The following is a 23255-nucleotide window of genomic DNA, read 5'->3' as shown; positions in this document are numbered from 1 at the left end:
CTCTACGCCGCCGGGTGGTTCCACAATCACCACACTCCCGTGGATATGATTGGGCGTCACCACGAACGCATCGATTGCCACATTCGCCGTGGTGTGGCGGGGATTTGCAGCCAATGATCACGGGCCATTTCGCCGATGGGCGAAAGTCGCACGACGCCGTTTTCCACCGCGCCGAAAAATAGTTGGCGGTTGCGGGTGCAGATGGTGACAACATACCAACCAGCGCTGCCATAATCCTATCCGCGCAAACGGGCGGTTTCAATGCGGTATCTGCATTTGAACAGAGTCATAGCATTGCCCGATGATGGATGTGAGAGCAGGATGGATGCCGTTTAGCCATATGACCGTGCGTCGTTTGCAAACGATACTATGCACCGCACCGGCGGCAATGCAGCGCAACGCCTCTACGTAGTGTTTTTGCCCGACGCCCACGCCGGAGGGCGTTTTTCGATGAAGGCGTCGATCCCTTCCTGCGCGCACGGTTCCATCATGTTGCACGCCATCGTCTCTCCCGCCAGCCGATAGGCGTCGGCGATGCCCATTTCAATCTGGCGGTAGAAGAGCGACTTGCCGTGCGCAATGGCTTCCGCCGGTCGGGCGACGATGGCATCGGCCAGGCGCTGCACCTCAGCGTCGAGATCGGCGGCGGGGACGACATGATTGACCAATCCGAGCGCCTGTGCGGTGCGGGCATCGATGAATTCGCCGGTAACGAGCATCTCGAAGGCGGCTTTGCGCCCCACGTTGCGCGACAGCGCCACGGCCGGCGTGGAGCAAAACAGCCCCACGTTGATGCCAGATACCGCAAACCTCGCATCCTCCGAGGCGACAGCCAGGTCGCACATGGCGACGAGCTGGCACCCGGCTGCCGTGGCAATCCCATGCACGCGCGCGATCACCGGCTGCAGCATGCGCTGGATCGTCAGCATCACCTGCGAGCAGCGGGCAAACAGTTCTTCATAGTATTCCTGGCTGGGGTTCGCCCTCATTTGTTTCAGGTCATGCCCGGCGCAGAAGGCTTTCCCCTGACCGGCGATCACGACCACGCGCGCCTGCGGATCGGCGGCGATGGCGTCGAGTTCCGCCTGAAGCGCGGCGAGCATTTCCTCGGAGAGCGCATTGAACTGCCGTGGACGGTTCAGGGTCAGCCGTACCACGCCGCGCGCGTCGCGGGCGACGATAACATACGGCTCGGCGGCGGGAAGGGTGGCGGTTGTTTGCATGGCAATCTCCTCTCTGTCAATGATGGACCTGATACATGTTTGACTTCACTGCAAAAAGCGGTAACCACGAAGGTAACCACGAAGGTCACCAAGGGACGCAAAGGAAATCCTTTTCGTTTTTATTCACCTTTGTGCGCTTTGTGCCCTTGGTGGTGAAGCCTTTGCGCAGTGGACTCATCCATGACTTCACTGCAAAAAGCTGTAAACCACGAAGGTCGCCAAGGGACACAAAGGAAAGGCGCTTCATGTTTATTCACCTTGGTCGCCAAGGGACACAAAGGAAAGGCGCTTCATGTTTATTCACCTTCGTGCACTTCGTGTCCTTTGTGGTTAAGCCTTTTTGCAGTGGACTCATGTTCCTAAAAGTGTGTTCTGAAAATCCCCGCTAAGGGGTGTGCGCCTGGATGCTAACACTGCTTCAGGCTATCATCAACCCCAGGAGAGGGACTCATGCAACGTGAACGCAACACAGACCGTCGTCTCGATCTGCTTCGGATCGAACTAATGTCTGCTTGGGCGTCAATTGAGGTAAACGATCTCCTGGCCGCATGGGCGCGGCAGTTGCATTCCCGCGCCTCTCCGTAGATAATATCCGTCACACAGTTCCGCTTAGCCCGGCAACGAGCAACCTATGTACGACCTTCTTATTCGCAGCGGACATGTCATTGACCCGGCAAATGATCTGGACGCTCCTGCCGATGTTGCGATCTGCGACGGGCGCATCGCAGCCGTGGCGCCGTCGCTCGATCCGGCGCAGGCGCGCGAGGTGATTGACGCCGCAGGGCAGATCGTCACCCCGGGGCTGGTCGATCTGCACACCCATGTCTATTGGGGCGCCACCTACTGGGGCATTGAGGCGGATCCGGTTGCGGCGCGCAGCGGTGTGACGACCTGGGTAGACGCGGGCAGCGCCGGCGCCTACAGTTTTCCAGGGTTTCGCCAGTTTATCTGCGCTGCCGGCCGGGTGCGCACATTTGCTTTTCTCAACCTCTCGGCGATTGGGCTGATCGCGCCAACCTGGGAGTTCGCCAACCTTGACTACTGCGACGTCGATCTGGCGATCAGGACGGTTGAGGAGAACCGCGACATCATCGTGGGGATCAAGGCGCGTATCGACCATAATACGACGCGCGGCGTCGGCATTCGCCCATTGCACCTGGCGCGCGCCCTCGCCGACCGGGTGGCGCTGCCGCTCATGGTGCACATCGGCAATGGACCGCCTCCGCTGGAAGAGATTGTCGCGCTGCTGCGCCCTGGCGACATTCTGACGCACTGCTTCACCGGCGGAACGCATCGCCTGCTCACCGCAGATGGGCGTCTCTCCCCGGTTGCGCGGGAATTGCAGCAGCGCGGCGTTCTGCTCGACATCGGGCACGGCACGGGATCGTTCAGTTACCGCACTGCTGAAGCAGCGCTTCAGGAAGGAGTGTTGCCGGATATCATCAGCAGCGACATTCACCAGATCAGCGTCCAGGGTCCGATGTTCGATCTGCCAACGACCCTCTCAAAGTTCCTCAACCTGGGCATGGCGTTGCCCGATGTCATTGATCGGGCGACGCGCCGACCGGCGCTGGCAATTGGTAAGCCCGAACTCGGAACGCTCCATCCCGGCAGCCCCGGTGATGTTGCCATCTTTCGCATCGAGGAAGGCGATTGCACCTTTTTCGACGTTGAGATGAATGCGCGTCGCGGCAATCGGCGGTTGACGTGCACCACGACAATTGTTGGTGGAATGGCGCTACCACGCATGCCAGAACGTCCACCGGCAATCTGGGCGATCCTGCCGGAGCATCAGCGGCGGATTCTTGACCGGCAATAGCGGCTGTGGCGATCGGGTCTGGGCATACATCATAATCGCTGACTAACGTGCGAACGGGTAGGCGAAGGCACTGCCTTCGCCTACCCAACTTGCTCAGGTCGGCCAAGCCCCAGTGGGGCTGCCACGAGAGCAGAATTGGGCGGCGGCGCAGAGCGATGGCATGAAGGCATACGGAGGAAATCTTGTGCGTGTGTTCATTACCGGCATCACCGGTCCGGTCGGCAGCGCCCTGGCAGACTATCTGGTAACGCTGCCTGGCGTCGAGGTTCATGCTTTCAAGCGCTGGCGGAGCGATACGCGCCCGATCGCACATCTCACAGGGCGCATCACCTTGCACGAAGGGGATATCGAAGACCCGTATTCGGTCTTGCGCGCGGTGGAGCGGGCAGCGCCCGATCGCGTCTACCATCTGGCAGCGCAGAGTTACCCCAGTGAGTCGTGGGATGCGCCAATCGTCACGATGCGCACCAACGTCGAAGGGACGATCAACCTGCTCGAGGCGGTGCGGCGCTGCGCGCCGCGCGCGCGGGTGCATATCGCGGGCACGAGCGCTGAGTATGGTTGGGTTCAGCCGGAGGAAACGCCGATTCCCGAAACGCATCCCACGCGCCCGCTCAGCCCTTACGGCGTCAGCAAAGTCGCCGCCGGATTGAGCGGTTTGCAGTACGCGGCCAACTATGGCATGCACGTGGTGGTCACCCGCTCATTCAACCACGTGGGACCGCACCAGGGGGATCGGTGCGCCATCCAGACATTCTGCCGTCAGATGGCGCTGATCGAGCGTGATCGCCAGGAACCGGTCATATATGTCGGCAATCTGGAAACGCGGCGCGATTTTACGCATACGCGCGATGTGGCGCGCGCGCTCTGGCTGCTGCTTGAACACGGCGCATCCGGCGAAATCTACAATCTCTGCTCCGGCATCGCAACCCGCATCGGCGATATTGTCGCCCTGGTGCAGCGACACGGGCGTGTGCGGACGGAGGTGCGCATCGATCCGGCGCGCCTTCGTCCGTCCGATGAACCGTTGCTCGTGGGAGACAACACGAAGTTGCGCCGGGCGACGGGATGGCAACCGCAGATCACTGTGCCAATGATCGTCGAGGAATTGATGGCGTACTGGCGGGAGCGGCTGGCATCGGACGGATAAATCCCCACAAAGGTAGACGTTTTCGGCAAGCCCTCATGCTGAATCGCCCGTTTCAGACATTCGGAAGCGCAAACCCCCTTCTCCGACGAGAGGAGAAGGGGGATGAGGGGAAAACGGGCGTCAGGACGCCCTTTTCCTTGTCAATTCTCTCGCTGTCGCTTACTGCGCTGCCGCCAGCGCCACGAACTCGATGGTCAGCACCACGTCATCACTGACATTCGCCACGAAGGGAACGCTTGGAATCTGGAGGTTGTAATCACTCCGCTTCACCGTTGTGGTGGCGATGCCAGCGAGCCGTTCGGCAGACTCGGCGCGCACCGTTGCCTCGAATGCCACCGGTCGCGTGATGTCGCGGATGGTCAGATCGCCCCGGATGGTAAAGGTAAACGGCTGATTAAGCGCGCCGCTGCCGCTCAGTCCTTCGATGCCCGTCGGCGTGAAGGTAATAAACTCGTACTGGTCGGTGTTCAGAATAAAGTTGCGGATCGCACGATCCCGATTACTGCTGTCGGTCGCAAACGTGCGGGCATTCACCCGGATCACGCCGATCTGCGCTGTCGTCAAATCGCTTGGGTTAATCGCAAGTTCACCGGCAACCTGGTTCGTCGTGCCGACCGCCTCAATCCGCTGGCCACGCAGGTCTTCGGCAATCCGAAAACTGACGGTCGACTCGTCGGATGCGATCTGATAGCGGATGACTTCATTGGGCGCAGTATCGGCAGGCGGCGCCGTTGGCGCCTCGGTTGGCGCAGCAGGCGCGGGCGGCGCCGTCGCCGCAGCAACGGTTTCTCCGGGCTGCGCCGGCGTCGGGTTGCCAGGCACAGCGGTTGGCTCAGGCGCACCTGTGGGCTGCATGTTGATCGGAATGGGGGTCATCGGTCCGCTGGCGGGCTGTGTGTCGCCTAATACACTGTCGAAAATCCACCAACCGGCGACAACGACGATGAGTGCAGCGACGGCTGCCAGAAGCGCACGGTTTCGATTCATATTCGGGTTTCTCCTTTTAACTGTGAACAGAACAGCGCACGAGCGCCGGTGTGGACGACTGCCTCATGAAGGCATACGTAATCATATCTTCGGATTGTTTTGAAAAGAGTGCAGATGAGATGAGAATCGTCTTAGAGTGCGATCGACCAAAACCTGGACAATCAGGGACATGGAGCGGCTAACGCTGGCTGCAGGATCGCTGCCCGCGCCGCGCCGTCACGCGATCTTGGGCAATCAAGGGTACGGAGCGGCTGACGTTGGCTGAGCCTGTCGAAGCCAGCGTCAGCCGTGGGACGTCCAACACGGTCCACTATTGTGCAACATCTGGTTGTTCGCTCTGTGAGAGCGCGTCTGAATGATAGGTGAAGGCGCTGCCTTCACCTATCCAACTTTTTCGGATCATCTCCTGGTGTTTGTGGGTGACTGTTCACACTGTTCCTGGGAGCGCTGGCGTTGCCGCCGGGTTGTGATGAGTGACGGGTAACGCGCGCCTGTCTGTGGGGTTGCACGCCATCCCTGGGTGTGCTGGCGTCGTGTCTGCACAATGCCCTGGGGTGGCGGGGCGTCATACGCTGGCGTTTATCGACCGTTAGATGTTGTTCTCAAAGGTCACCCCGCCCCCCCGTCTTGATCGGCTGGCGGAGTTGTTGCCCCCAACGGTGAACAGTTACGTTCATCGGTGCGTGTTTAGAGTTGGGCAACTCTGCAAACCTGGGAGCGCGGGCGTCTCGCCTGCGCCAGTGCTTGAGGGCAGGATGCCCTCGCTCCCAGGAGAAGCGTAAACACATGCGTTCATAGAAGGATGAAGCGCACGTCCATGACTCGTGGTATGCTAAGAGCGCCCGACAACATTCGCCATTGAGGATATTCCAGGGAGAACAGCACCATGACCGACACCGGAGTCGCTCTCACCAAAGACGTAGAAGCGCGCATCAATTCGCTGTTGCAGCAGATGACGCTGGCGGAGAAGGTCGCGCTCCTGGCAGGATCGAGTATGTGGACGACCACCCCCATCGAGCGGTTGGGTATTCCCGCGATCAAGGTCACAGACGGACCAAACGGCGCACGCGGCGCAGGCGGCTTTGTCGGCGGCGCCGTCACCGCTGCGTGCTTCCCCGTCGGGATTGCGCTGGCAGCCACGTGGAACACCAGCCTCGTCGAAGAGGTCGGCGAAGCGCTGGCGGAAGAGGCGCAGTCCAAAGGGGCGCGCCTCCTGCTGGCGCCGACGGTCAATATCCACCGCTCACCGCTCAATGGGCGCAACTTCGAATGCTATTCCGAAGATCCATACCTCTCGGCGCGTATGGCGGTCGCCTACATCACCGGATTGCAGCGGCGCGGCGTTGGTGCGACGGTTAAGCACTATGTGTGTAACGACTCGGAATTCGAGCGCAACACGATCAGTTCCGAGGTCGATGAGCGCACCCTGCGCGAGATCTATTTGCCTCCCTTCTGTGCCGCAGTGCAGGAAGCGAAGACCTGGGCGGTTATGGCAGCGTACAATCGCGTCAACGGCGTGTACGCCAGTGAACATCCAATGCTGCTGGTCGATATCCTCAAGCGCGAATGGGGCTTCGACGGTATTGTGATGTCCGACTGGTTCGGCACGAAGAGCGTGGTCGAGGCGGCGGCCAATGGATTGGACCTGGAAATGCCGGGACCGACGCGCTGGCGCGGTGAGCGCTTGATCGCCGCCGTCGAAAACGGTCAGGTGAGCATGGCGTCCATCGACGAATCGGTGCGCCACATGCTGTGCACGATTGCGCGTGTCGGTGCCTTTGAGAACCCGGAGATCCCTCCTGAGCAGGCGATTGATCGTCCTGCGCATCGTGCGCTTATCCGCCGCGCAGCCGCCGAGGGTATGGTGCTGCTCAAGAATGATGGCGGCATTCTGCCGCTCAACCTGGCGAGCCTGTCGTCGATTGCAATCATCGGACCCAACGCAAAAACGGCGCAGATCATGGGCGGCGGAAGCGCACAGGTCAACGCGCACTACGCCATCTCGCCCTACGACGGCATCGCGGCGCGGGTCGGCGACCGGGTGACGCTGGGGTATGAAATCGGCTGTACGAACCATCGCAACCTCCCGCGCCTCGATAGCACGCTGGTGACGCCGGGCGGCGGCGCCGGGCGTGGGTTTACGGTCGCCTACTACAACAGCAGCGACCTGACCGGCGATCCGGTCTATCAGACGACAACTGAGAGCAGTGAGCAGGTCTGGCTTGGCGAGGTGGCGCCGGGCGTCGATCCACGCCAATTTTCGGTGCGCTTCACTGCGTATTTCGTGCCTGTCGAAAGCGGCGTGCATACCTTTAGCCTGATCAGTGCCGGGTTGAGCCGTCTCTTCGTCAACGATGCACTTCTTATCGACAACTGGACGGCGCAAACGCGCGGCGATGCGTTCTTTGGCGCGGGCAGCGCCGAAGCGACGGCGTCGGCCAAACTCGAAGCGGGGCAAACATACGCGCTCCGCCTGGAGTATAGCAATCAGGGCGCAGCCATGCTTGCCGCCGTGCGGCTTGGCTATCTGCCGCCAGTCGCCGAAGACGCCATCGAGCGCGCTGCAGCCCTGGCGGCCCAATCCGACGTTGCGCTGGTCTTCGTCGGTCTGAACGCCGATTGGGAGAGCGAAGGGCATGACCGCCCGCACATGGACCTGGTCGGCAGGCAGAACGAACTGGTCGAGCGGGTGGCAGCCGCTAATCCGCGCACAATCGTGGTATTGCAAACCGGTTCGCCGGTAACCATGCCGTGGCTGGATCGGGTGGCGGCGGTTCTTCAAGCATGGTACCCCGGTCAGGAATGCGGCAACGCCATTGCCGACGTGCTGTTCGGCGATGTCAACCCGTCGGGCAGGCTGCCGCAGACCTTCCCGATGCGGCTGGAAGACAACCCGGCATATATCAACTACCCCGGCGAAAACGGGCGGGTGCGCTACGGCGAAGGCATCTTCGTCGGCTACCGTTACTATGAGAAGAAGAAGGTTGCGCCGCTCTTCCCCTTCGGCTTCGGTCTTTCATACACCACGTTCCGCTACGACAACCTGCATCTGAGCGCTGATGTCATCGGTCCTGATGATCGGCTCACCGTGCAGATTGACATCACCAACACCGGGGTGATCGCCGGCCAGGAGGTAGTGCAACTCTACGTGCGCGACATTGCTGCGCGTGTCGCCCGACCGGAGAAGGATCTGAAAGGGTTCGTCAAGATCGCGCTGCAACCGGGTGAAACACAAACCGTCACGCTCCATCTGGATCGCAAGGCGCTGGCGTACTGGGACGATGCACAGCATGCCTGGGTCGCCGAGATGGGCGAATTCGAGGCTCTTGTGGGCAGTTCGTCGCAGGACATCCGGGGGCGCGCGGTCTTTCGCCTCAGCGACTCCGTCGTCTTCGACGGACCGGCAAAGCCGCCAGTGCAACTGAGCGTCGATTCGCCGGTCAAAGCGTTGATCGAACACGACGGCGCACGCGCAGTGCTGGAGCGCCACATGCCCGGCTTCGTCGAACAGGCTGGCGTCGGCGTTATGATGGGGCTGACACTGGCACAGATGGCCGGGTTCGCGCCGGATCGGATCACGCCGGAGCTGCTGGGCGCGATTGCGGCGGATCTGGCGCAGATTCAGTGATGTCTGCCCTGCCCGGCGTGGTGACGGTCATCTGCGCCGACCAACCCGGACCGCGCCAGCCCCGGCGCCGCCTGGCGCCATCCCTGCTCCTCACCTCTGGCAGAGATGACCGTCACCAACGCTGACTGCACCGGGGAACACCGACACACACTCACCCGCACCCGGCTCCCAGTCTATACCCTGCCCGGCGTGGCGACGCTCATCTGCACCGACCGACCCCGACCGCGCCAGCCCCGACGCCGCCCGGTGCGTTCCCTCGGCGCTCACGGCGCTGTGACGTCGAAACGGACGACTGACTGGATAATCGGCGAGATCGCAGTGCGCTGAACGGTCACGGCCCATATGCCCTGCGATGATTCGGTTGACGTTGGAATGGTCAATGTGACCGGCTGCTCGCTCCCTGTGACCGTGTACCGCAACACAGGATCCGCTGGCGCCGGTGTGACAGTGACCACCGCCTGTTCCCGCGGCGGAAGTCCTGTGATCCGCAGCGTGAACGCAGACCCTGCCGGTCCCTGCGGCGGGCTCACGTCCAGAACTGGCGCGGGATAGCGCCATTGCAGGTAGTGGCGTCCTACATTCCCCGACTCAACCCGGAACAGCGGAGGATTGCGCGGCGTGTAGGTGAGGATGCGCCGCTCGAAAACCTGGAACATGACCGGCTGCTCGATCCCGCCAACCCGCACCGTGACCCAATGGGCGCTGCTGACCGGCATGCCGAACACAAACAGGCGGCCAAGTTCTCGGCTCTGGGTCTCCATGTGAACGAGAAATGCCCGCGGAATGCCATATGAGTTCAATCGGCAATAAGCCGTTGGTCACAAACCAGGACGTATTACGGTTGAGAGTCGGGTGATTGATCTCCATCCGCGCCTTGTCGAAATACTGGACCAGGCGCGTGCCATCGGGCGATTGAGCATAGGGTTCGCGGAGACCCGCGCTCAACGGCTCTGGACCCCAGAGGCAGGACGCCGTCGCCTGGCGTGCAACCACTGCAGCGTCGGTGCGTTGCCAGATCGCTTCGAAGGCCAGATCGGCAAACACGTCCTGCCGGGCATATATCGGGGTCTGCCCGATGATCGCGAGGAGCATGATCCCGATCAGAGACAACCCCAGAGGTTTCACGAGCCGGTTTTTTGCTATCTCCAGATCACCTTTTCCGCACCACGAGCAGATCGCCCTCGCGGGTGGCGCGCACGGCGCGGACGCCGCGCAGACGCGGCGGCAACGGCACATGCCGTCGGTAGGGTCCAAGCCGCACGATCAGGTCATCGCCGCTGAGGGTCAACCCGATGGCGCCCTGCGGCAGACCAGGGAGTTCAAAGGTCAGCGCCGGTTCGCCGCGATACTCGTTGCCAATGGGCGAACGCACCTTTGCCGCACCCGCGTCACCCATCGCGCGCCCGGCGAGCAGCACCGGCAGATGTCCCCCGGCAGTCGCGCCGATGTCGAGCCGGAGCAGCGGTCGCGCAGACCAGAGCGCGGCGGCTTCGTCGAGCAGCGCCGCCTGCAACCGTTCGAGCGGCGCCAGGCGCACGTCTTCGGGGTTCGGCGGTAGGAGCGGACCGGCAACCAGCGCGCCGACGGTCACGCCGTGCAACTGAATGGCGGGGATTGCCAGGCGCGCCTCCGCCAGCGCCGCCGCATCGGGGCGCAGTACATAACAGACCATGCCCGCAGGCGCGTCGAGCAGGCTGCGTAAGCGTTCGGCTTCTGTCAGTACCTGTCGCAGATTGCTCGTGAACTCCGGCGGCAGCAGCAACCCCGGCAGCAGTGACCCCTGCGCCGGCTGGCCATCGAGACCAATGAGCAGTCGCGCGATCCAGCGCAGATTGTCGGGGACGCCGAGCGCTTCGATCAGCGGATCGTGCGGACCGGCGTCCACAATGACGCGCTCATAGGTGCGGACAAGTTCACGGATGCGGAGCAGCGCAAACGCAGCATTAGACGAAGGCGGTTGAGGGAGTTCATCTCCGGCGAGCGTGCTGAACGGCGGCAGGAGTGTGGTGCGCGTTTCTTCCCACGCGGCTGACAGTTCGCTGCGGGCATCGAGCGCAACGGCGTCGAGGCGCGGCGCAACTTCCACCGGCGTGTTGCCGACAGCAACGCCCAACAGCGCACTCAGCCCCGCCGTCGAACCATAGGTCAGCAGCACTGTGCGCTTTCCAGCGTCGGCAGAGCGCATTGCCTCTGCCGCTGCCGCAAGACTGATGCCCACGCCCGGCGATCCGGTATAGACGAGAAGTTTTGCCACGGTCTAGACTTTCCAGGATGCTCTATCGCGCACCGGTTCACTCTCATAATCGGCGGTTTCTTCTCTGAAAAGGAGTCTCTGGTGCAATCCCGCCGTGTATTCCACCATCTGACGTTCCGCAAGCATTCGCGCAGTATCACACTCCTTGTTCATGAGCCGGGCAAGAGCCATCAGATCAAGCGAGTTGAGCAACTGAGCCGCAATCGGTCGCTTTGCGTCCCAGAAAATCAAGGAAGACCAAAACTCCCTGGCAGGTTCGGACATCACGAGTTCGTACAATAGGCGGCTCTCCTCTTCGGAATGACATGGAAAGAAATAGCAGGTATCATCGAGAACGACTGGACACCCTTGAAAAGGCGAGACTTGAACAAACTCCATTTTCCTGTATAAACCTGAGATAGCAACCTTCCACGGAGCAAAAGAATATGGTCCAACCCCAAAGATCGAAAAGGGTGGACGTTTCCTGTATATTGAACTCTTTCTTCTTTCCAAAAGATGCGCATGCTCGTGAAGGTAATTCCAAGCTCTGGGAGCTTCCATTTTGAGACGGTACGGCTCATCATGGATTGTTCGCTGCGGAACAACTATCCAAAGCCGCGGATTCCGGAGTGATGCGAGATCGGAACTTTTCAGCAACGGATAGAGCACATCTGGTTCAATGTCAACGACTTCTCTCAGGCCGATAACAAGATTTCCATGCTCAACATGCAATTCGAAGACCTTACTGCAATCGTGTTTTATGCCTGATCGCCAGCCCTTAAGAGTTATTCCCGCAAGCATCTTCCATTTTTGGTATAATTTGACATTAGCCACGATCCTTCCATCCTGTAATCCGAACACCGTATCAGGTTTTTGCGCATGAAAGGAACGAAAAACAGAACATTCCTTGCTTTTACCTGTGGGATTGCTTCGAACGAACAGCAGGCAGGCGTCAACTGAAGCTCCAAAATGTTCATGAGCGTCGAAAATATATACCGATGCCGATTCAATTCGTAGATCGTGCTGCCAGGCGTACAAAAGAACCTTACGCGCCACTGATGTTTTGCATAGTATCGCAAGCGCGCCATGTTTGCCATCGAGCCATTCAATGCTCTTTCTCAACATCCATTCTGAAATATCGAAATTGCTCTTACCTGTAAGCGCATCAATGCCCCGAAGATTGTCGAAGTTCGATTTCTGTGGAAGATTATTGCTGTCCAGGGTGCTTAATGTTGCATTTGTGACCCATGGAGGATTGCCTATGACAAGAATTGGCTCAGGTAGTGTCTCCAAAATCTCAGACCAATTCATGCGGAAGAAATCAGCCTGATAAACCTCAACAGACGCATGATGTCATCCTTGTTGCCATTGTTTTCGAGAATTTGCCGCAAACCTGTAGTCGTTTGGAAATCTGCGGTGTGCTCCTTACTGACAAAGATTGTATGCTTGATGCTCAGATTCCCCATAGATTTCTGTTGATTATCGGTCTTCTTGTAGACGAATATCAGCAAAGAATAACCCAAACCGTAGACTTTTTGCCAGGCGGATTTGCTTCAGAAGAGCCAGCGTCAAATTCGGTTTCATGCCTGGTCCTTCGACTCGTCGATCGCTGCCCTGCGTCCTTTCACGCATCGCCCGACTTGTCGTGGTCGGCGCCGGCTGCTCCTGTTGAAGCCAGCGCCGACGGCGTGTGACGACGCCCAACAACCGCATCTTCAGCAACGATCAGGTCAAACGCAGCAACCGCAGAGTCGCGCTCGTGAAAGTGTCCGCTAACCAATGCAAAAGGTGTACACCTCCATACGTGTGAGTCGGTTGCCATCCGTGCGCATCCATGTCCCGTCGTCATTTGTACGCACAGGCGCGCGAGCGTGAATACTCGATAAGCCGTCCTCCAACACTTAGACAACCGCTTACCCGCCGCCGCCGCCGAAGCCCATGATCCCGCCTTCGGTCATTGCGCGTACATCGAGAAGTTCATCAACCTGCTCGGCAGTGAGCAAACCCTTCTCGACCACCACTTCCTTGATCGTCTTGCCGCTCGCCAGCGCCTCTTTAGCGACCGCCGCACCGTTGAGGTAGCCGATGACCGGGTTCAGCGCCGTCACCAGGATGGGGTTCTTCGCCAGCCAGCCGGTCGCTTTCTCAGGATTGGCGGTGATGCCGACGACACACTTCTCGGTGAATGCGTTGATGGCGCCGATAAGGACGTGCATCATCTCGAACAGATTGTGCGCGATGATCGGCATCATCACATTCAGTTCGAGTTGCCCCGCCTGTGCTGCCAGCGACACCGTCAGATCACACCCCTGGACGTGGAAGCACGCCATGTTCAGCATTTCCGCCAGTACCGGGTTGACCTTGCCCGGCATGATGCTCGACCCGGGTTGCACCGCCGGCAGACGAATCTCATCGAGACCGGTGGTTGGTCCAGACGCCAGCAGGCGGAAGTCGTTCGCAATGCGCGTCAGCGTGATGCACAATGTGCGCAGCGACGCCGAGAAATCCGCCGGATCGGCCATGCTCTGCATTGCCTCAAACAGATTGTCCGCCGAGCGCAGTTCCTGCCCGGTCAGTTCCGACAGGCGCTCCACCATGCGTCCGTGGTATTCGGGGTGGGCATTCAAACCGCTGCCGACGGCGGTGCCGCCAATGCCCAGGCGACGCAGACGGTCGGCGGCAACCTCGATCCGCTCACGATCACGGCGCACCGCCAGCGCATACGCGCCGAACTCCTGGCCCAAACGCACCGGCACGGCATCTTGCAGGTGAGTACGTCCCGACTTGACGATCGGATCGAATTCTTCCGCCTTCGCTTCGAGCGCATCGGCAAGCCGGTCGATGGCTGCCAGCAATTCGTCGAGGCGCCAGAGGCATCCGAGACGAATCGCGGTCGGAATGGTGTCATTTGTGCTTTGCGCCATGTTGACGTGGTCGTTCGGACTGACCGGTTTCTTCGGATCGTCGATGGCAAAGCCGAGGATCTGGTTGGCGCGGTTGGCAATCACCTCATTGAGGTTCATGTTGTGGCTGGTGCCTGCGCCTGCCTGGAACGGATCGACGACGAACTGATCGGCATGCTGCCCGTCGAGCACTTCATCGGCGGCCTGAATGATAGCGTCGGCGATCTGGCGGCCGCTAATCGTGCGGTCGCCAATCGTGACATCGTTGAACAGTCCAAGGTTGCGGTTCACTTCCGCAGCAGCGCGCTTGATCATCGCCTGTGCCCAGACGAATGCCGGGTACGGACGCATGCCGCTCACAGGGAAATTCATTACGGCGCGTTGCGTCTGTGCGCCATACAGCGCATTCGCCGGCACCTGCACTTCGCCGAGCGAGTCTTTCTCGATGCGGAGTCCTTCGGGCATAGACTTCCTCCTCTCCTTTGGGAACGACCACCGCGCTAATGGTACCATGAATCCCGCTATGCGCTGCGATGCGGTGCGCTATGTGTGTTTCTTCGCGCGTTGACAGTGATCACGCTCTGTCCTACACTGATGATGCCACAGAGGAAAGTATCTCGTGTGCCGTTATGAGTGTCACGCACCTCAGTCGCAACACCGGGCTTGATCTCGTGCGAGCGACCGAAGCCGCCGCCATCAGCGCCGGGCGCTGGATGGGGCTCGGTCAGCATAGTGAAGCCAATGCCGCCGCCGAACACGCCATGGCGACGACGCTCGATCTGCTCGATTTCGACGGCTGCATCGTTGTCGGCGAGGAAGGGCGCCTGAAGACCCAGGCTGCCCTCGTCAGCGGTCGGCGCGTCGGGCGCGGCGGTCTGCCGGTCGATGTGGTCGTCGATCCGGTCGATGGGTTGCGTCTCCTGGCGCAAGGACGCTCCGGCGCCATCTCTGTTGCAGCGGTCGCGCCGCGTGGTGCGCTCTGGTCGCCTGCGCCGGCGGCATACATGGAGAAACTGGTCGTCAGTCGCGAAACAGCGCACGCGCTGGTGCCGGAATGCCTTGGCGCGCCTGCCGGATGGACGCTGGCGCTGATTGCCCGCATCCTTGGCAAAGACATCCGCGATCTGGTCGTCTTTGTGCTCGACCGACCGCGCCACGTCGATCTCGTGAACGAAATCCGCGCCGCTGGCGCGCGCGTCATGCTGGCGGACGACGGCGATATTGCGGGCGCGGTGCTCGCCGCTATGCCCGGTGGTCCGGTCGATGTGCTCATGGGGATCGGCGGCGCCGCCGAAGGCATCATCGCTGCATGTGCGGTGCGGTCGCTTGGAGGCGCGATGCTTGCCCGCCTTGCGCCCCAGAGTGCCGATGAGCGCCAGGCGATTGAACAGCGCGGTCTCGATGTGCGACAGGTGCTCACCTGCGATGATATGGTGACGACCAACGAGGTCTTCTTCGTCGCTACCGGCATTACCGATGGATTGCTGCTCCACGGCGTGCGCTACCAGCGCGACCGCGCCGAGACCAATTCGCTCATCCTGCGCTGTGAAACGCGCACACGCCGGGTTATTTATGCCGAACACCTGCTGCCTGATGTCCACGCCGTCTTGAGAAAGGAGCGTGAACCGTGACGACTGCGTTCGAGAAGGAGCGGGAGCCGACGATAGATGCCGCCGCTCTTCATCGGCTATCGTGGCGCGCCTACCCGTATCTCCTCGTCCCCGACGATCCGCAACTGCACTTCCCGCAGGCGGAAGGATACCAGGGTATGGCAAGCGACACATATTACGCCTCCGGCATCGTGCAGGGCGAACAGACTGGGAAACGCTACGCCTTCTTCGTCATTTTTGCGCGACTCTCCGGGTTCTCGAGCGCCTCCGGCATCGATATGCACCTCGGGGCGCTGTTCGATCTTGCGAACGGCAGCTATACCACCTTCGCGTCATACGACCTGCCGCCGAAGCGCTGGCTGCGCAAACGCCTGACGATCACGCGCGGCCACCTTGGCGTCGCCTGGCATTCCCCCCGCTGGAAGAGCCGCTTCTGGGCGCGCTACGATGCGTCGGGCGCCCCCGTGCCGTTCGGGTATACCCTCGATGTATGCGGGCGCGACAGCCACGGCGATCCGCTGATGCTTGATCTGATCGTCGATGCCATCAAACCGCCGCAACCGGTCGGCGGTCCGGTTCACCACGGCGCCATCACGGTCATGGGGCAACCCAACACCCGCTCCTACTTCCAGAGTCTGCGCTATCGCGGCTCGCTCCGGTGGCGCGGCGTGGAAGAGGCGGTGCGCGGCGATATTGGCTGGCTCGACCGGCAGTGGTTTCCTGAGTATGTTGGTGCGTACTCCGGTGTTCTGGCAGATCGCTATAGCCACCAATGGGCGCAGATGTCGCTCGATAACGGCTGGGAACTCAGCCTGTGGCGGCATTTTGCACGCCACGAACGCAACCGTGAGATCCCGTTCAGCGGGCTGACGATCACCGACCCGGCGGGACGCGCATTATTCACCGACGAATACCGTGTCGAACCGCTCAGTTACTGCCGCGACGAGGGGCATGTCACGCCGCTCTACGCGCCGATCCAGCGCCTCTTCGGGGTGCGTGGCGACACGCGCTATTTTCTTGACGCCTACCGGTTGCACGTTCCGTCGCTCGATCTGGTGGTGACCAGTACGCCGCTCGCGCCGGCCCCGGCGCATCGCATGCCGGTTGACTACCTCACCGGACCGACCCGCCTGAAAGGGACGATGGCGGGCAGACCGGTGACCGGCTATGGGTTCAACGAACGTACCCTGGGTTTGTGGCGACCGTGGGAATTGTGCCAGGCACTCGACGACTCACTGCGCCCTCTGGTTGACGAAGGGCAGGCGCCGTCTGCGCTGGTGCAGCGGATAGACGAGGTGCGCACGGCTATCAACGCAAAGCGTAATGATCAGGCAAAGCGCGCGCTCGAACAGCACGTGCGCCCGCTGCTCGATACCCTTGCCGAACCGCAGCGTCACCGCCTTATCCGCCTGTGCGACGATCTGGCGACGACGCTGTAGCGCCTCGACTGTTCCCCCCACCCCCGCCCCATTCTTGCCCTCCCCCCAGCGGGGGGGAGGGAATGGGAGGGGGGAGCCTCTCCCCTCGTGGGAGAGGGGGGACAGGGGGGAGGGAGCGAAAAGCGTCTGCTCTTGCCCTCCCCCCAGCGGGGGAAGGGAATGGGAGGGGGGAGCCTCTCCCCTCGTGGGAGAGGAGGGGACAGAGGGAGAGGGAGCGAAAAGCGTCTGCTGTTCCCCCGCCCCTCCTGCCTCTTCCCTCCTGCCTCTTCCCTCTTCTCTAGTAATGCCCTGGTACACTGCTGCATGTATCATCGAAAAGAAGAACGATTCGGCATTTCTGCTGTTCAACCTGACCACGAGGAGTTATCGGCAGCGCCGACGCACGGCAGTGCGTTCTGCCGTGGCAGTCAGATGAGCGTCTGCAAGGGTTTGTCGTATTGTCGCGTTACCATTTACACTACCACGACGTAAGGAGCATACCGCAATGACCATGACCAACAGGAACATCGCTGCACTCGAAGTCGAAAACGCCGCGTTGCGTCAACGCATCAGCGAACTGGAAGCGCGTCTTGGTTCCTCCAGCGGCGTCGCCGCATCCGCGAACAACGACGCTCCAATCAACGAGTCGCTCGGGTTTCGCACGCTGGTCGAGACGGCGCCGCAAGCCATCAGCATTTCCAGTCTCGATGGCGTCGTCACCTATGCCAATCCCGCGTTCCGTGCGCTAACCGGTTACGATGCGCCGGTTGGAATGTCCATTGCGGCGCTCCATTTCGATGAGGATCTGCCGCTGCTGGAGGCAGGAATACACAACGTAATGAGCGAAGGGGTCTGGCGCAGTACCGTGCGTTTGCGCCGCCGCGACGGCAGCGCCGTGTCGGTGCGGGTGAACGCCTTCCTCATCCACGACAATGACGGCAATCCCATCGCAATGACCGGCATGTTCGAGGACCTGGCCGCCGAATTGCAGCGTGAGGAGCGACTTCGCCTCTTCGAGGCGCTCGTCGAAAACGCCCCTGATGCGATTGGCGTCGCCGACTTCAACGGGAACATCATCTATGCCAACGCCTCCTACAAGGCCCTGACCGGCTACGGCGACGCTTTGATCGGCATGAATGGTTTCGCATACATTTACGAAGAGGATCACCGGACGGTGCAGGTCGCTCTGGCGCGTCTGGCGGAGGGCGCGGCGGCATCCGTCGAGGCGCGCCTGTGCCGCAAGGATGGCAGCATTGTGCCGGTGGCTGCAACGATGTACGTTCAGATGTCGCCGCGCGGCGAGGCGCAGATTATCGGCTTCACGCGCGACATCAGCGCGCAGAAGCGCGCCGATGAGGAGCGCTTCGCCTTGCAGCAGCAGGTTATCGAAGCGCAGCGCGCCGCTATCCGTGAACTTTCGACGCCGCTCATTCCAATCAGCGAGACGGCGGTCATCATGCCGCTGGTCGGCGCCATCGACAGTGCGCGGGCGCAACAGATCGTCGATGCGCTGCTCGAAGGGGTGGCAGAGTATCGCGCTGAAATGGCGATTGTGGACATCACCGGGGTTCAGGTGGTCGATACGCAGGTCGCCAATGCGCTGGTGCGCGCGGCGCAGGCGGTGCGCCTGCTGGGAGCGCAGGTGATGCTGACCGGCATCAAGCCACAGGTAGCGCAGACCCTGGTGCAACTCGGCGTGAGCCTGGAGGGCATCCGCACCACCGGCTCGTTGCAGACCGGCGTGCGCCTGGCGCTGGACAATGATGCAGACCGACGCCGCCACGGGGAGCGGTAAACCCTGCTGCCTTTGCAATCCACGAAGGGCACAAAGGCGCGCGAAAGACGAATCGATCATTCCTCCCGCTCCCCGAACCGGCATGCCGCAATGATCTCCTGATCCCCTTCGTGTCGCTTCGTGCGCTTCGCGGATCATCCGCGCCAGCCTCCGGCATGTCCGCAGACGGATCGATCACTCCTCCCGCTCCCCGAACCGGCATGCCGCAATGATCTCCTGATCCCCTTCGTGTCGATTCGTGCGCTTCGTGGATCATCCGCGCCAGCCTCCGGCATGTCCGCAAACCTGACAGCCTACCGGTATTTTTTGCGCTCTCACCTGCTCTTGTTAAGCGGACATTAAGCCGACTATGTGACCGGCAAAACGAGGAATCTCCTATGATGACCAAAACGCTCTCTCCGCATTCGACCCGGCGTCTGGAGGCGAATCCGGGCATTGTAGTAACCGGTCTTCTCCGCAATGTCATCGTCGGTACAATCGCCTGTGCGATTGTCGCAGGAATCTGGACCGGTCTCGCCGATCTGCCGGGCGCAACTCGCATTGTTCTCATCACCTTCGCCCTGGCGATTCTGGGTTGGGCTGCAACGCGAATCAACAACACGTACATCGGTCTGGTGGCTGCGCTGGTCTGCCTGTTTGCCACGCGGGAAACCCCCGAACAATTCTTTGACTCACTGGGCGACTCGACGATCTGGTTGTTGCTGGCATCTTTTATTGTCGCTGCAGCGGTCAACACCTCAGGGCTGGCAGTGCGGCTGGCGCACATGCTTGCCGGGCGAGCGCGCACCATCAACGCGCTCTTCTATGCGCTCACTGCCGGCCTGGTGCTGACATCCTTCGCTATTCCGGCGACTTCGGGGCGTGCGGCGCTCATGCTGTCGGTCTTCAGCGCTATCAGCGGCGCACTCGCAAATCCGCGCATCACCCGTGCGCTGGCGCTGCTCTTTCCCTCCATCATTCTGCTATCCGCCGCCGCAACGCTGACCGGCGCCGGCGCTCATCTGGTAACGTCTGAGGTGGTCTACACAATGACCGGCGAGCGTATCTCGTATGGACGCTGGTTGCTGCTCGGATTGCCGTTTGCACTTCTGAGCGGTTTTCTGTCGTGCTGGGTGATAACGCGCCTCTTTCTCTCCCGCAGCGAACGCCGGATGCCCATTTTGTGACAACGACCTATCGCGTAGGCGAATTGATCCGGTATGCGCTTGATCTTCGTGCGGAACGTATTCTGGTCGGGTGTGGCGACTCCGGGACGAATGACGGCGGTGTGGGGATGGCGGAGGCGTTGGGAGCGCGTTTCCTGCGCGCCGACGGTTCGCCGGTTTCACGTGGCGGTCAGGGTTTGATCGAGATTGCCCATATCGACCTGAGCGGACTCGACCCGCGCCTGAAGGCCGTGTCGATCGATATTCCAGAGCATTGTGCGTGGTCCCTGCTCGCTCGATGATGCCATCCGCGATGCGCGCACGCTCACCGCAGCATGCGCAGAGACGGTTATGCGCATGCTGCTGGTAGGTCAGCGGCTGGCGCGGAAACGACATATGATGCGCGATCGGCGGAAAACATTGACGGCGATTGTTGCCTGAATTGCGGGTATCCGCAGTTGCAGATCCGCCGGCTTGTTGGCGTTGTCATGCAGCATTGCTGTCTCTTTGCCTGTCTACGCTGAATGTTCTATTTTCAATACGTCTCGTCCCGGCTTCAATTCCTGCACAACGCCGCCATATCGGAATATCCCGGTCAATCCATCGGGTAGGTTGATTTCGACGCGCAGGCGCCCGCTCATCTGCTCGATGGCCACATCGATTGTTCCACGCGGATGTGCCAGCGCACCGGAGACAGCGCGCAGACGCCCCGGCATCGGCGCAATCACCACGCGATCAAACCCAAACGAAGCCGGGCGGATCCCCAGAATAGTTGCAAAGCAGTGATAGAGCGGATGCGCGCCCCATCCATGACAGTCGGACCGGGTCGGCTCCGACCGTTCCGGCGTGGTTCTGAACCCCTGATCCGGCAGCGCCAGCCACAAACCGAGCCGCTCAAAAAAAGCGTCAGCCAGATTCAGAGCGTAAAACGCTTCAAACAGATAATGAGAAAAATAGATCGAGGTACGGGTCAGACGTGCATCGGAGCGCAGCCCTTCCGCAACGCGCCGACGTTGTTGCGGGTCGAGCGCGCCGCTCAGCACCGCCAGCGCTTGCGTATGCTCCGAAAACGAGGTATGCCCCAGGTCGTCAGCGAACACTCCCCGCATGTCGTTCCAGAAGTGTGCCACGCTGCGCTCCGACAGCCGTTTGTAGCGGCGCTCGTATTGCTGAGCCATCTCTGGTTCGCCCGTCCACTGCTCAAGTTCCGCCGCCAGCCGCAGGGTATATGCCAGATGCCAGTTGAGCACGCCGCTGATCCCCCTGCCTCCGTCAGTCGGAACACCCAGCGGCCACGCAGGAACCCAATCGACAAAATTCCACCCCGGCGGCAGCGAAAGCAAGCCGTCGGCATCGATCAGGCGCCAGAATCCATCCAGTACCGCACGCACGCCGGGAAGCAGATCAGCGATCCATGCCCGGTCGCCGCGCCACATGGCATAATCGTGTACCATCGCAATCCACCAGAGCGCAAATGGAGGGATGATCTGGCGGTCGCGGCACGGGAACCGCGCCAGAACCATGCCATTTGCCGGACGCGATCTGTCGAACAGGATGAGCGCCTTGCGCGCCAGCCGGTCGTCGCGACTGATAGCATAGGTTGTCAGTGCTTCCAGGCGCGTGTCGCCGATATACATCATCTGCTCGTAATACGGGCAATCCATATATGTTTCGTGGGCGCACATCTGCAACGCGCGCACCATCAGCGGCAGCGAGCGGTTCAGACGATCATCATCCGTCGTCAGGCGACTCTCCATCTCCAATGGGTAGCGCGTCTCTTCCAGTTTGAACGCCTCGATGGTCAGCGGCTCATCGGCGGTTTCGACCAGTAACTGAAGATAGCGCCCGGCGCGCCACCAGAGAGTGGTGAATGTCCGTTGCGCTTTGCCGTCCGGGTAGAACACATCCCGCATCCAGCCGATGAAATATCGCTCGTGAACCTGATCACGATGCTCCTTGCGCCTTCCTTCAGAGTCGCAGGATAATGCTTCCGCCCAACCAATCGTGAGCGTGCTGCCGCGTCCGCCGGATACGACAATATGCGGATATGCGCAGACATAATCGGTGAGGTCAAAGAGAACCTGCCAGCGTCCACCTGGCGGTAGGGTCAGCGGTGCACGACCATCCGCCAGCGCTTTCCACATAGTGCGTGCTTCATCTGTCCCATCGTCGGGTGGCACAGCCACGATCTCCGGGGTATGCCATCCTCCCGCGTGTACCTGACGAACAATGCCTGTCGTGCGCAATGCGGAATGTTGCGCGGGCAGCGTTCCAGACGCCAGGATATGCTGCGGCTGGATGCCGAAGACCAGCGTCTCTCCCTCCCTTCGCTGCACCGCCGGTTGCCAGCCGTCGCCATTGCCTGTCATTGCATCCCAACAAAACGACGCCCCATCGATAACCTGATTGGCGCCGGAGAACCAGGGCGAATACGGTATCGGTCCCGGCAGAAAGAACGAGTAGCCGGGCAAGAGTTTTCCTTCCCAGGCAGCGATGCCGGTCGAGAGCAAATCGGCGCAGGGTGCATCAGCCCATAGCACAAACCCGGGCGCGGCGCTCATCTGCGCCAGCGGCGCCAGATCGCCCAACCGCCAGACGCGCGCCGTCAGCGTGTGATCCCCGGCCACAAGCGATAGCGGGTATGTTTCGTAAAACCACATATCTGGTGTTCCACGTTCGGGTCCGCGCCCTATCCGGCAACCATCAAGCCACAACTCGTAGCGCTCATCGGCGCTCACCCGTACTTGCGTCACAACGTCCGTCTCCACACGAAAACGCAACCGGTACGCCGCAACCACTGGCGTCCCGGCGCTCTGCGGCGGCATAATCCAGACGGGAAGCCGTCCCTTGCTCATACGTTTCTCCAACAGTTCACTAACACGATAGAGACCGAACTATGATATGCTACCTTTCAGGAAATCCAGGCAAGAGGCAGAGACGAGAGGTGCGAGGTGCGAGGCGCGAGGCAAGAGGCAAGAGGCGAGCGGGAAAGGTTGAAGGTGAGAAGGTCAAAGGTCGAACGTTGAACGTTGAACGTTGAACGTGGGAAGGTAAACCAGGCTAGAGGCAAGAGGTTGCAGGTTGCAGGTAGGCAGGTTGTAAAGCGGAAACGTAGAACAGAGAACGGCGGAAGGCTGGAAAAGGTTTGCCTCTGCGTCCTCTGTGTCTCTGTGGTGCATCATCAGGCGCGAAGGTTAACCCCTGCCCCCAGTTCTTAGTTCTCAGTTCTTAGTTCTCAGTTCTTAGTTCTCAGTTCTTAGTTCTCAGTTCTTAGTTCTCAGTTCTTAGTTCTCAGTTCTTAGTTCTCAGTTCTTAGTTCTCAGTTCTTAGTTCTCAGTTCTTAG

The 23255-nt window shown here is 60.8% G+C and carries 20 protein-coding genes; 9 read left to right on the top strand and 11 right to left on the bottom strand.

Going from position 1 to position 23255, the window contains the following annotated elements; all coding sequences use genetic code 11:
* Positions 1–404: 404 nt before the first annotated feature.
* Positions 405–1223 carry an enoyl-CoA hydratase gene (locus AC3EA7_RS12410; RefSeq protein WP_488614371.1) on the bottom strand — a complete coding sequence of 273 codons (819 nt, stop codon included), beginning with the start codon at positions 1221–1223 and terminating at the stop codon, positions 405–407.
* Positions 1224–1308: 85 nt separating this feature from the next.
* On the bottom strand, positions 1309–1470 hold the full coding sequence (locus AC3EA7_RS12405; protein WP_488614370.1) for a hypothetical protein: 162 nt from the start codon (positions 1468–1470) through the stop codon (positions 1309–1311).
* A 384-nt stretch (positions 1471–1854) separates the two neighbouring features.
* Between AC3EA7_RS12405 and AC3EA7_RS12400 the strand changes: the two genes are divergently transcribed.
* Together AC3EA7_RS12400 and AC3EA7_RS12395 are read left to right on the top strand one after the other, a co-directional pair.
* Positions 1855–3042 carry an amidohydrolase/deacetylase family metallohydrolase gene (locus AC3EA7_RS12400; RefSeq protein WP_488614369.1) on the top strand — a complete coding sequence of 396 codons (1188 nt, stop codon included), beginning with the start codon at positions 1855–1857 and terminating at the stop codon, positions 3040–3042.
* A gap of 184 nt (positions 3043–3226) precedes the next feature.
* Positions 3227–4192, top strand: coding sequence for a GDP-mannose 4,6-dehydratase (locus AC3EA7_RS12395; RefSeq protein ID WP_488614368.1), 966 nt, complete (start codon positions 3227–3229; stop codon positions 4190–4192).
* A 159-nt stretch (positions 4193–4351) separates the two neighbouring features.
* Here AC3EA7_RS12395 and AC3EA7_RS12390 read toward each other — a convergent pair whose 3' ends face one another.
* On the bottom strand, positions 4352–5179 hold the full coding sequence (locus tag AC3EA7_RS12390; RefSeq protein ID WP_488614367.1) for a YceI family protein: 828 nt from the start codon (positions 5177–5179) through the stop codon (positions 4352–4354).
* An 886-nt stretch (positions 5180–6065) separates the two neighbouring features.
* Between AC3EA7_RS12390 and AC3EA7_RS12385 the strand changes: the two genes are divergently transcribed.
* Positions 6066–8807: a beta-glucosidase H gene (locus tag AC3EA7_RS12385; RefSeq protein WP_488614366.1), complete on the top strand. Its 2742-nt coding sequence runs from the start codon at positions 6066–6068 to the stop codon at positions 8805–8807.
* On the opposite strand, the gene AC3EA7_RS12380 is transcribed toward AC3EA7_RS12385, so the two are convergent.
* The 7 genes from AC3EA7_RS12380 to AC3EA7_RS12350 form a co-directional block, all read right to left on the bottom strand.
* Complete coding sequence (locus tag AC3EA7_RS12380; RefSeq protein WP_488614365.1) at positions 8801–8938, bottom strand: hypothetical protein; 138 nt, start codon at positions 8936–8938, stop codon at positions 8801–8803. The genes AC3EA7_RS12385 and AC3EA7_RS12380 overlap by 7 nt on opposite strands.
* A gap of 132 nt (positions 8939–9070) precedes the next feature.
* Complete coding sequence (locus tag AC3EA7_RS12375) at positions 9071–9568, bottom strand: hypothetical protein (RefSeq protein WP_488614364.1); 498 nt, start codon at positions 9566–9568, stop codon at positions 9071–9073.
* Positions 9569–9957: 389 nt separating this feature from the next.
* The gene (locus AC3EA7_RS12370; RefSeq protein WP_488614363.1) at positions 9958–11061 is read right to left on the bottom strand and encodes an ArsA family ATPase; all 1104 of its coding nucleotides are present in this window, start codon (positions 11059–11061) and stop codon (positions 9958–9960) included.
* A 3-nt stretch (positions 11062–11064) separates the two neighbouring features.
* Positions 11065–12351 carry an SAM-dependent DNA methyltransferase gene (locus AC3EA7_RS12365; protein ID WP_488614362.1) on the bottom strand — a complete coding sequence of 429 codons (1287 nt, stop codon included), beginning with the start codon at positions 12349–12351 and terminating at the stop codon, positions 11065–11067.
* Positions 12348–12551, bottom strand: coding sequence for a hypothetical protein (locus tag AC3EA7_RS12360; protein WP_488614372.1), 204 nt, complete (start codon positions 12549–12551; stop codon positions 12348–12350). Before AC3EA7_RS12360 ends, AC3EA7_RS12365 begins: the two co-directional genes overlap by 4 nt.
* A 113-nt stretch (positions 12552–12664) precedes the next feature.
* Positions 12665–12820, bottom strand: coding sequence for a hypothetical protein (locus tag AC3EA7_RS12355; RefSeq protein ID WP_488614361.1), 156 nt, complete (start codon positions 12818–12820; stop codon positions 12665–12667).
* A gap of 133 nt (positions 12821–12953) precedes the next feature.
* Positions 12954–14408 (bottom strand): aspartate ammonia-lyase, encoded by a 1455-nt coding sequence (locus tag AC3EA7_RS12350; RefSeq protein ID WP_488614360.1) that lies wholly within the window; start codon positions 14406–14408, stop codon positions 12954–12956.
* 164 nt (positions 14409–14572) lie between these two features.
* Between AC3EA7_RS12350 and glpX the strand changes: the two genes are divergently transcribed.
* From glpX to AC3EA7_RS12320, 6 genes are all read left to right on the top strand, one after another.
* Positions 14573–15574, top strand: coding sequence for a class II fructose-bisphosphatase (gene glpX, locus AC3EA7_RS12345; RefSeq protein ID WP_488614359.1), 1002 nt, complete (start codon positions 14573–14575; stop codon positions 15572–15574).
* Positions 15571–16992: a hypothetical protein gene (locus AC3EA7_RS12340; RefSeq protein ID WP_488614358.1), complete on the top strand. Its 1422-nt coding sequence runs from the start codon at positions 15571–15573 to the stop codon at positions 16990–16992. The genes glpX and AC3EA7_RS12340 overlap by 4 nt, the downstream gene beginning before the upstream one ends.
* Before the next feature lie 484 nt (positions 16993–17476).
* Positions 17477–18766 (top strand): PAS domain S-box protein, encoded by a 1290-nt coding sequence (locus AC3EA7_RS12335; RefSeq protein ID WP_488614357.1) that lies wholly within the window; start codon positions 17477–17479, stop codon positions 18764–18766.
* A gap of 377 nt (positions 18767–19143) precedes the next feature.
* On the top strand, positions 19144–19932 hold the full coding sequence (locus tag AC3EA7_RS12330) for an SLC13 family permease (RefSeq protein WP_488614356.1): 789 nt from the start codon (positions 19144–19146) through the stop codon (positions 19930–19932).
* Complete coding sequence (locus AC3EA7_RS12325; RefSeq protein ID WP_488614355.1) at positions 19929–20213, top strand: glycerate kinase; 285 nt, start codon at positions 19929–19931, stop codon at positions 20211–20213. Before AC3EA7_RS12330 ends, AC3EA7_RS12325 begins: the two co-directional genes overlap by 4 nt.
* Positions 20188–20352: a hypothetical protein gene (locus AC3EA7_RS12320; RefSeq protein ID WP_488614373.1), complete on the top strand. Its 165-nt coding sequence runs from the start codon at positions 20188–20190 to the stop codon at positions 20350–20352. The genes AC3EA7_RS12325 and AC3EA7_RS12320 overlap by 26 nt, the downstream gene beginning before the upstream one ends.
* A gap of 74 nt (positions 20353–20426) precedes the next feature.
* Here AC3EA7_RS12320 and AC3EA7_RS12315 read toward each other — a convergent pair whose 3' ends face one another.
* On the bottom strand, positions 20427–22766 hold the full coding sequence (locus AC3EA7_RS12315; protein WP_488614354.1) for an alpha-L-rhamnosidase-related protein: 2340 nt from the start codon (positions 22764–22766) through the stop codon (positions 20427–20429).
* Positions 22767–23255 lie beyond the last annotated feature (489 nt).

The organism is Roseiflexus sp., assembly GCF_057785375.1.
The sequence above is the reverse complement of the archived record's forward strand: the minus strand, read 5'-3'. Positions and strand labels throughout refer to the sequence as shown.

Excerpts from the sequence above, each read along its gene's own strand:
- AC3EA7_RS12405 (WP_488614370.1), bottom strand. The coding sequence starts at position 1,470 with ATGAAGCGCCTTTCCTTTGTGTCCCTTGGCGACCTTCGTGGTTTACAG.
- glpX (WP_488614359.1), top strand. The coding sequence starts at position 14,573 with ATGAGTGTCACGCACCTCAGTCGCAACACCGGGCTTGATCTCGTGCGA.
- AC3EA7_RS12375 (WP_488614364.1), bottom strand. The coding sequence starts at position 9,568 with ATGGAGACCCAGAGCCGAGAACTTGGCCGCCTGTTTGTGTTCGGCATG.
- AC3EA7_RS12410 (WP_488614371.1), bottom strand. The coding sequence starts at position 1,223 with ATGCAAACAACCGCCACCCTTCCCGCCGCCGAGCCGTATGTTATCGTC.
- AC3EA7_RS12330 (WP_488614356.1), top strand. The coding sequence starts at position 19,144 with ATGATGACCAAAACGCTCTCTCCGCATTCGACCCGGCGTCTGGAGGCG.
- AC3EA7_RS12335 (WP_488614357.1), top strand. The coding sequence starts at position 17,477 with ATGACCATGACCAACAGGAACATCGCTGCACTCGAAGTCGAAAACGCC.
- AC3EA7_RS12390 (WP_488614367.1), bottom strand. The coding sequence starts at position 5,179 with ATGAATCGAAACCGTGCGCTTCTGGCAGCCGTCGCTGCACTCATCGTC.
- AC3EA7_RS12385 (WP_488614366.1), top strand. The coding sequence starts at position 6,066 with ATGACCGACACCGGAGTCGCTCTCACCAAAGACGTAGAAGCGCGCATC.
- AC3EA7_RS12400 (WP_488614369.1), top strand. The coding sequence starts at position 1,855 with ATGTACGACCTTCTTATTCGCAGCGGACATGTCATTGACCCGGCAAAT.
- AC3EA7_RS12350 (WP_488614360.1), bottom strand. The coding sequence starts at position 14,408 with ATGCCCGAAGGACTCCGCATCGAGAAAGACTCGCTCGGCGAAGTGCAG.
- AC3EA7_RS12365 (WP_488614362.1), bottom strand. The coding sequence starts at position 12,351 with ATGAATTGGTCTGAGATTTTGGAGACACTACCTGAGCCAATTCTTGTC.
- AC3EA7_RS12315 (WP_488614354.1), bottom strand. The coding sequence starts at position 22,766 with ATGAGCAAGGGACGGCTTCCCGTCTGGATTATGCCGCCGCAGAGCGCC.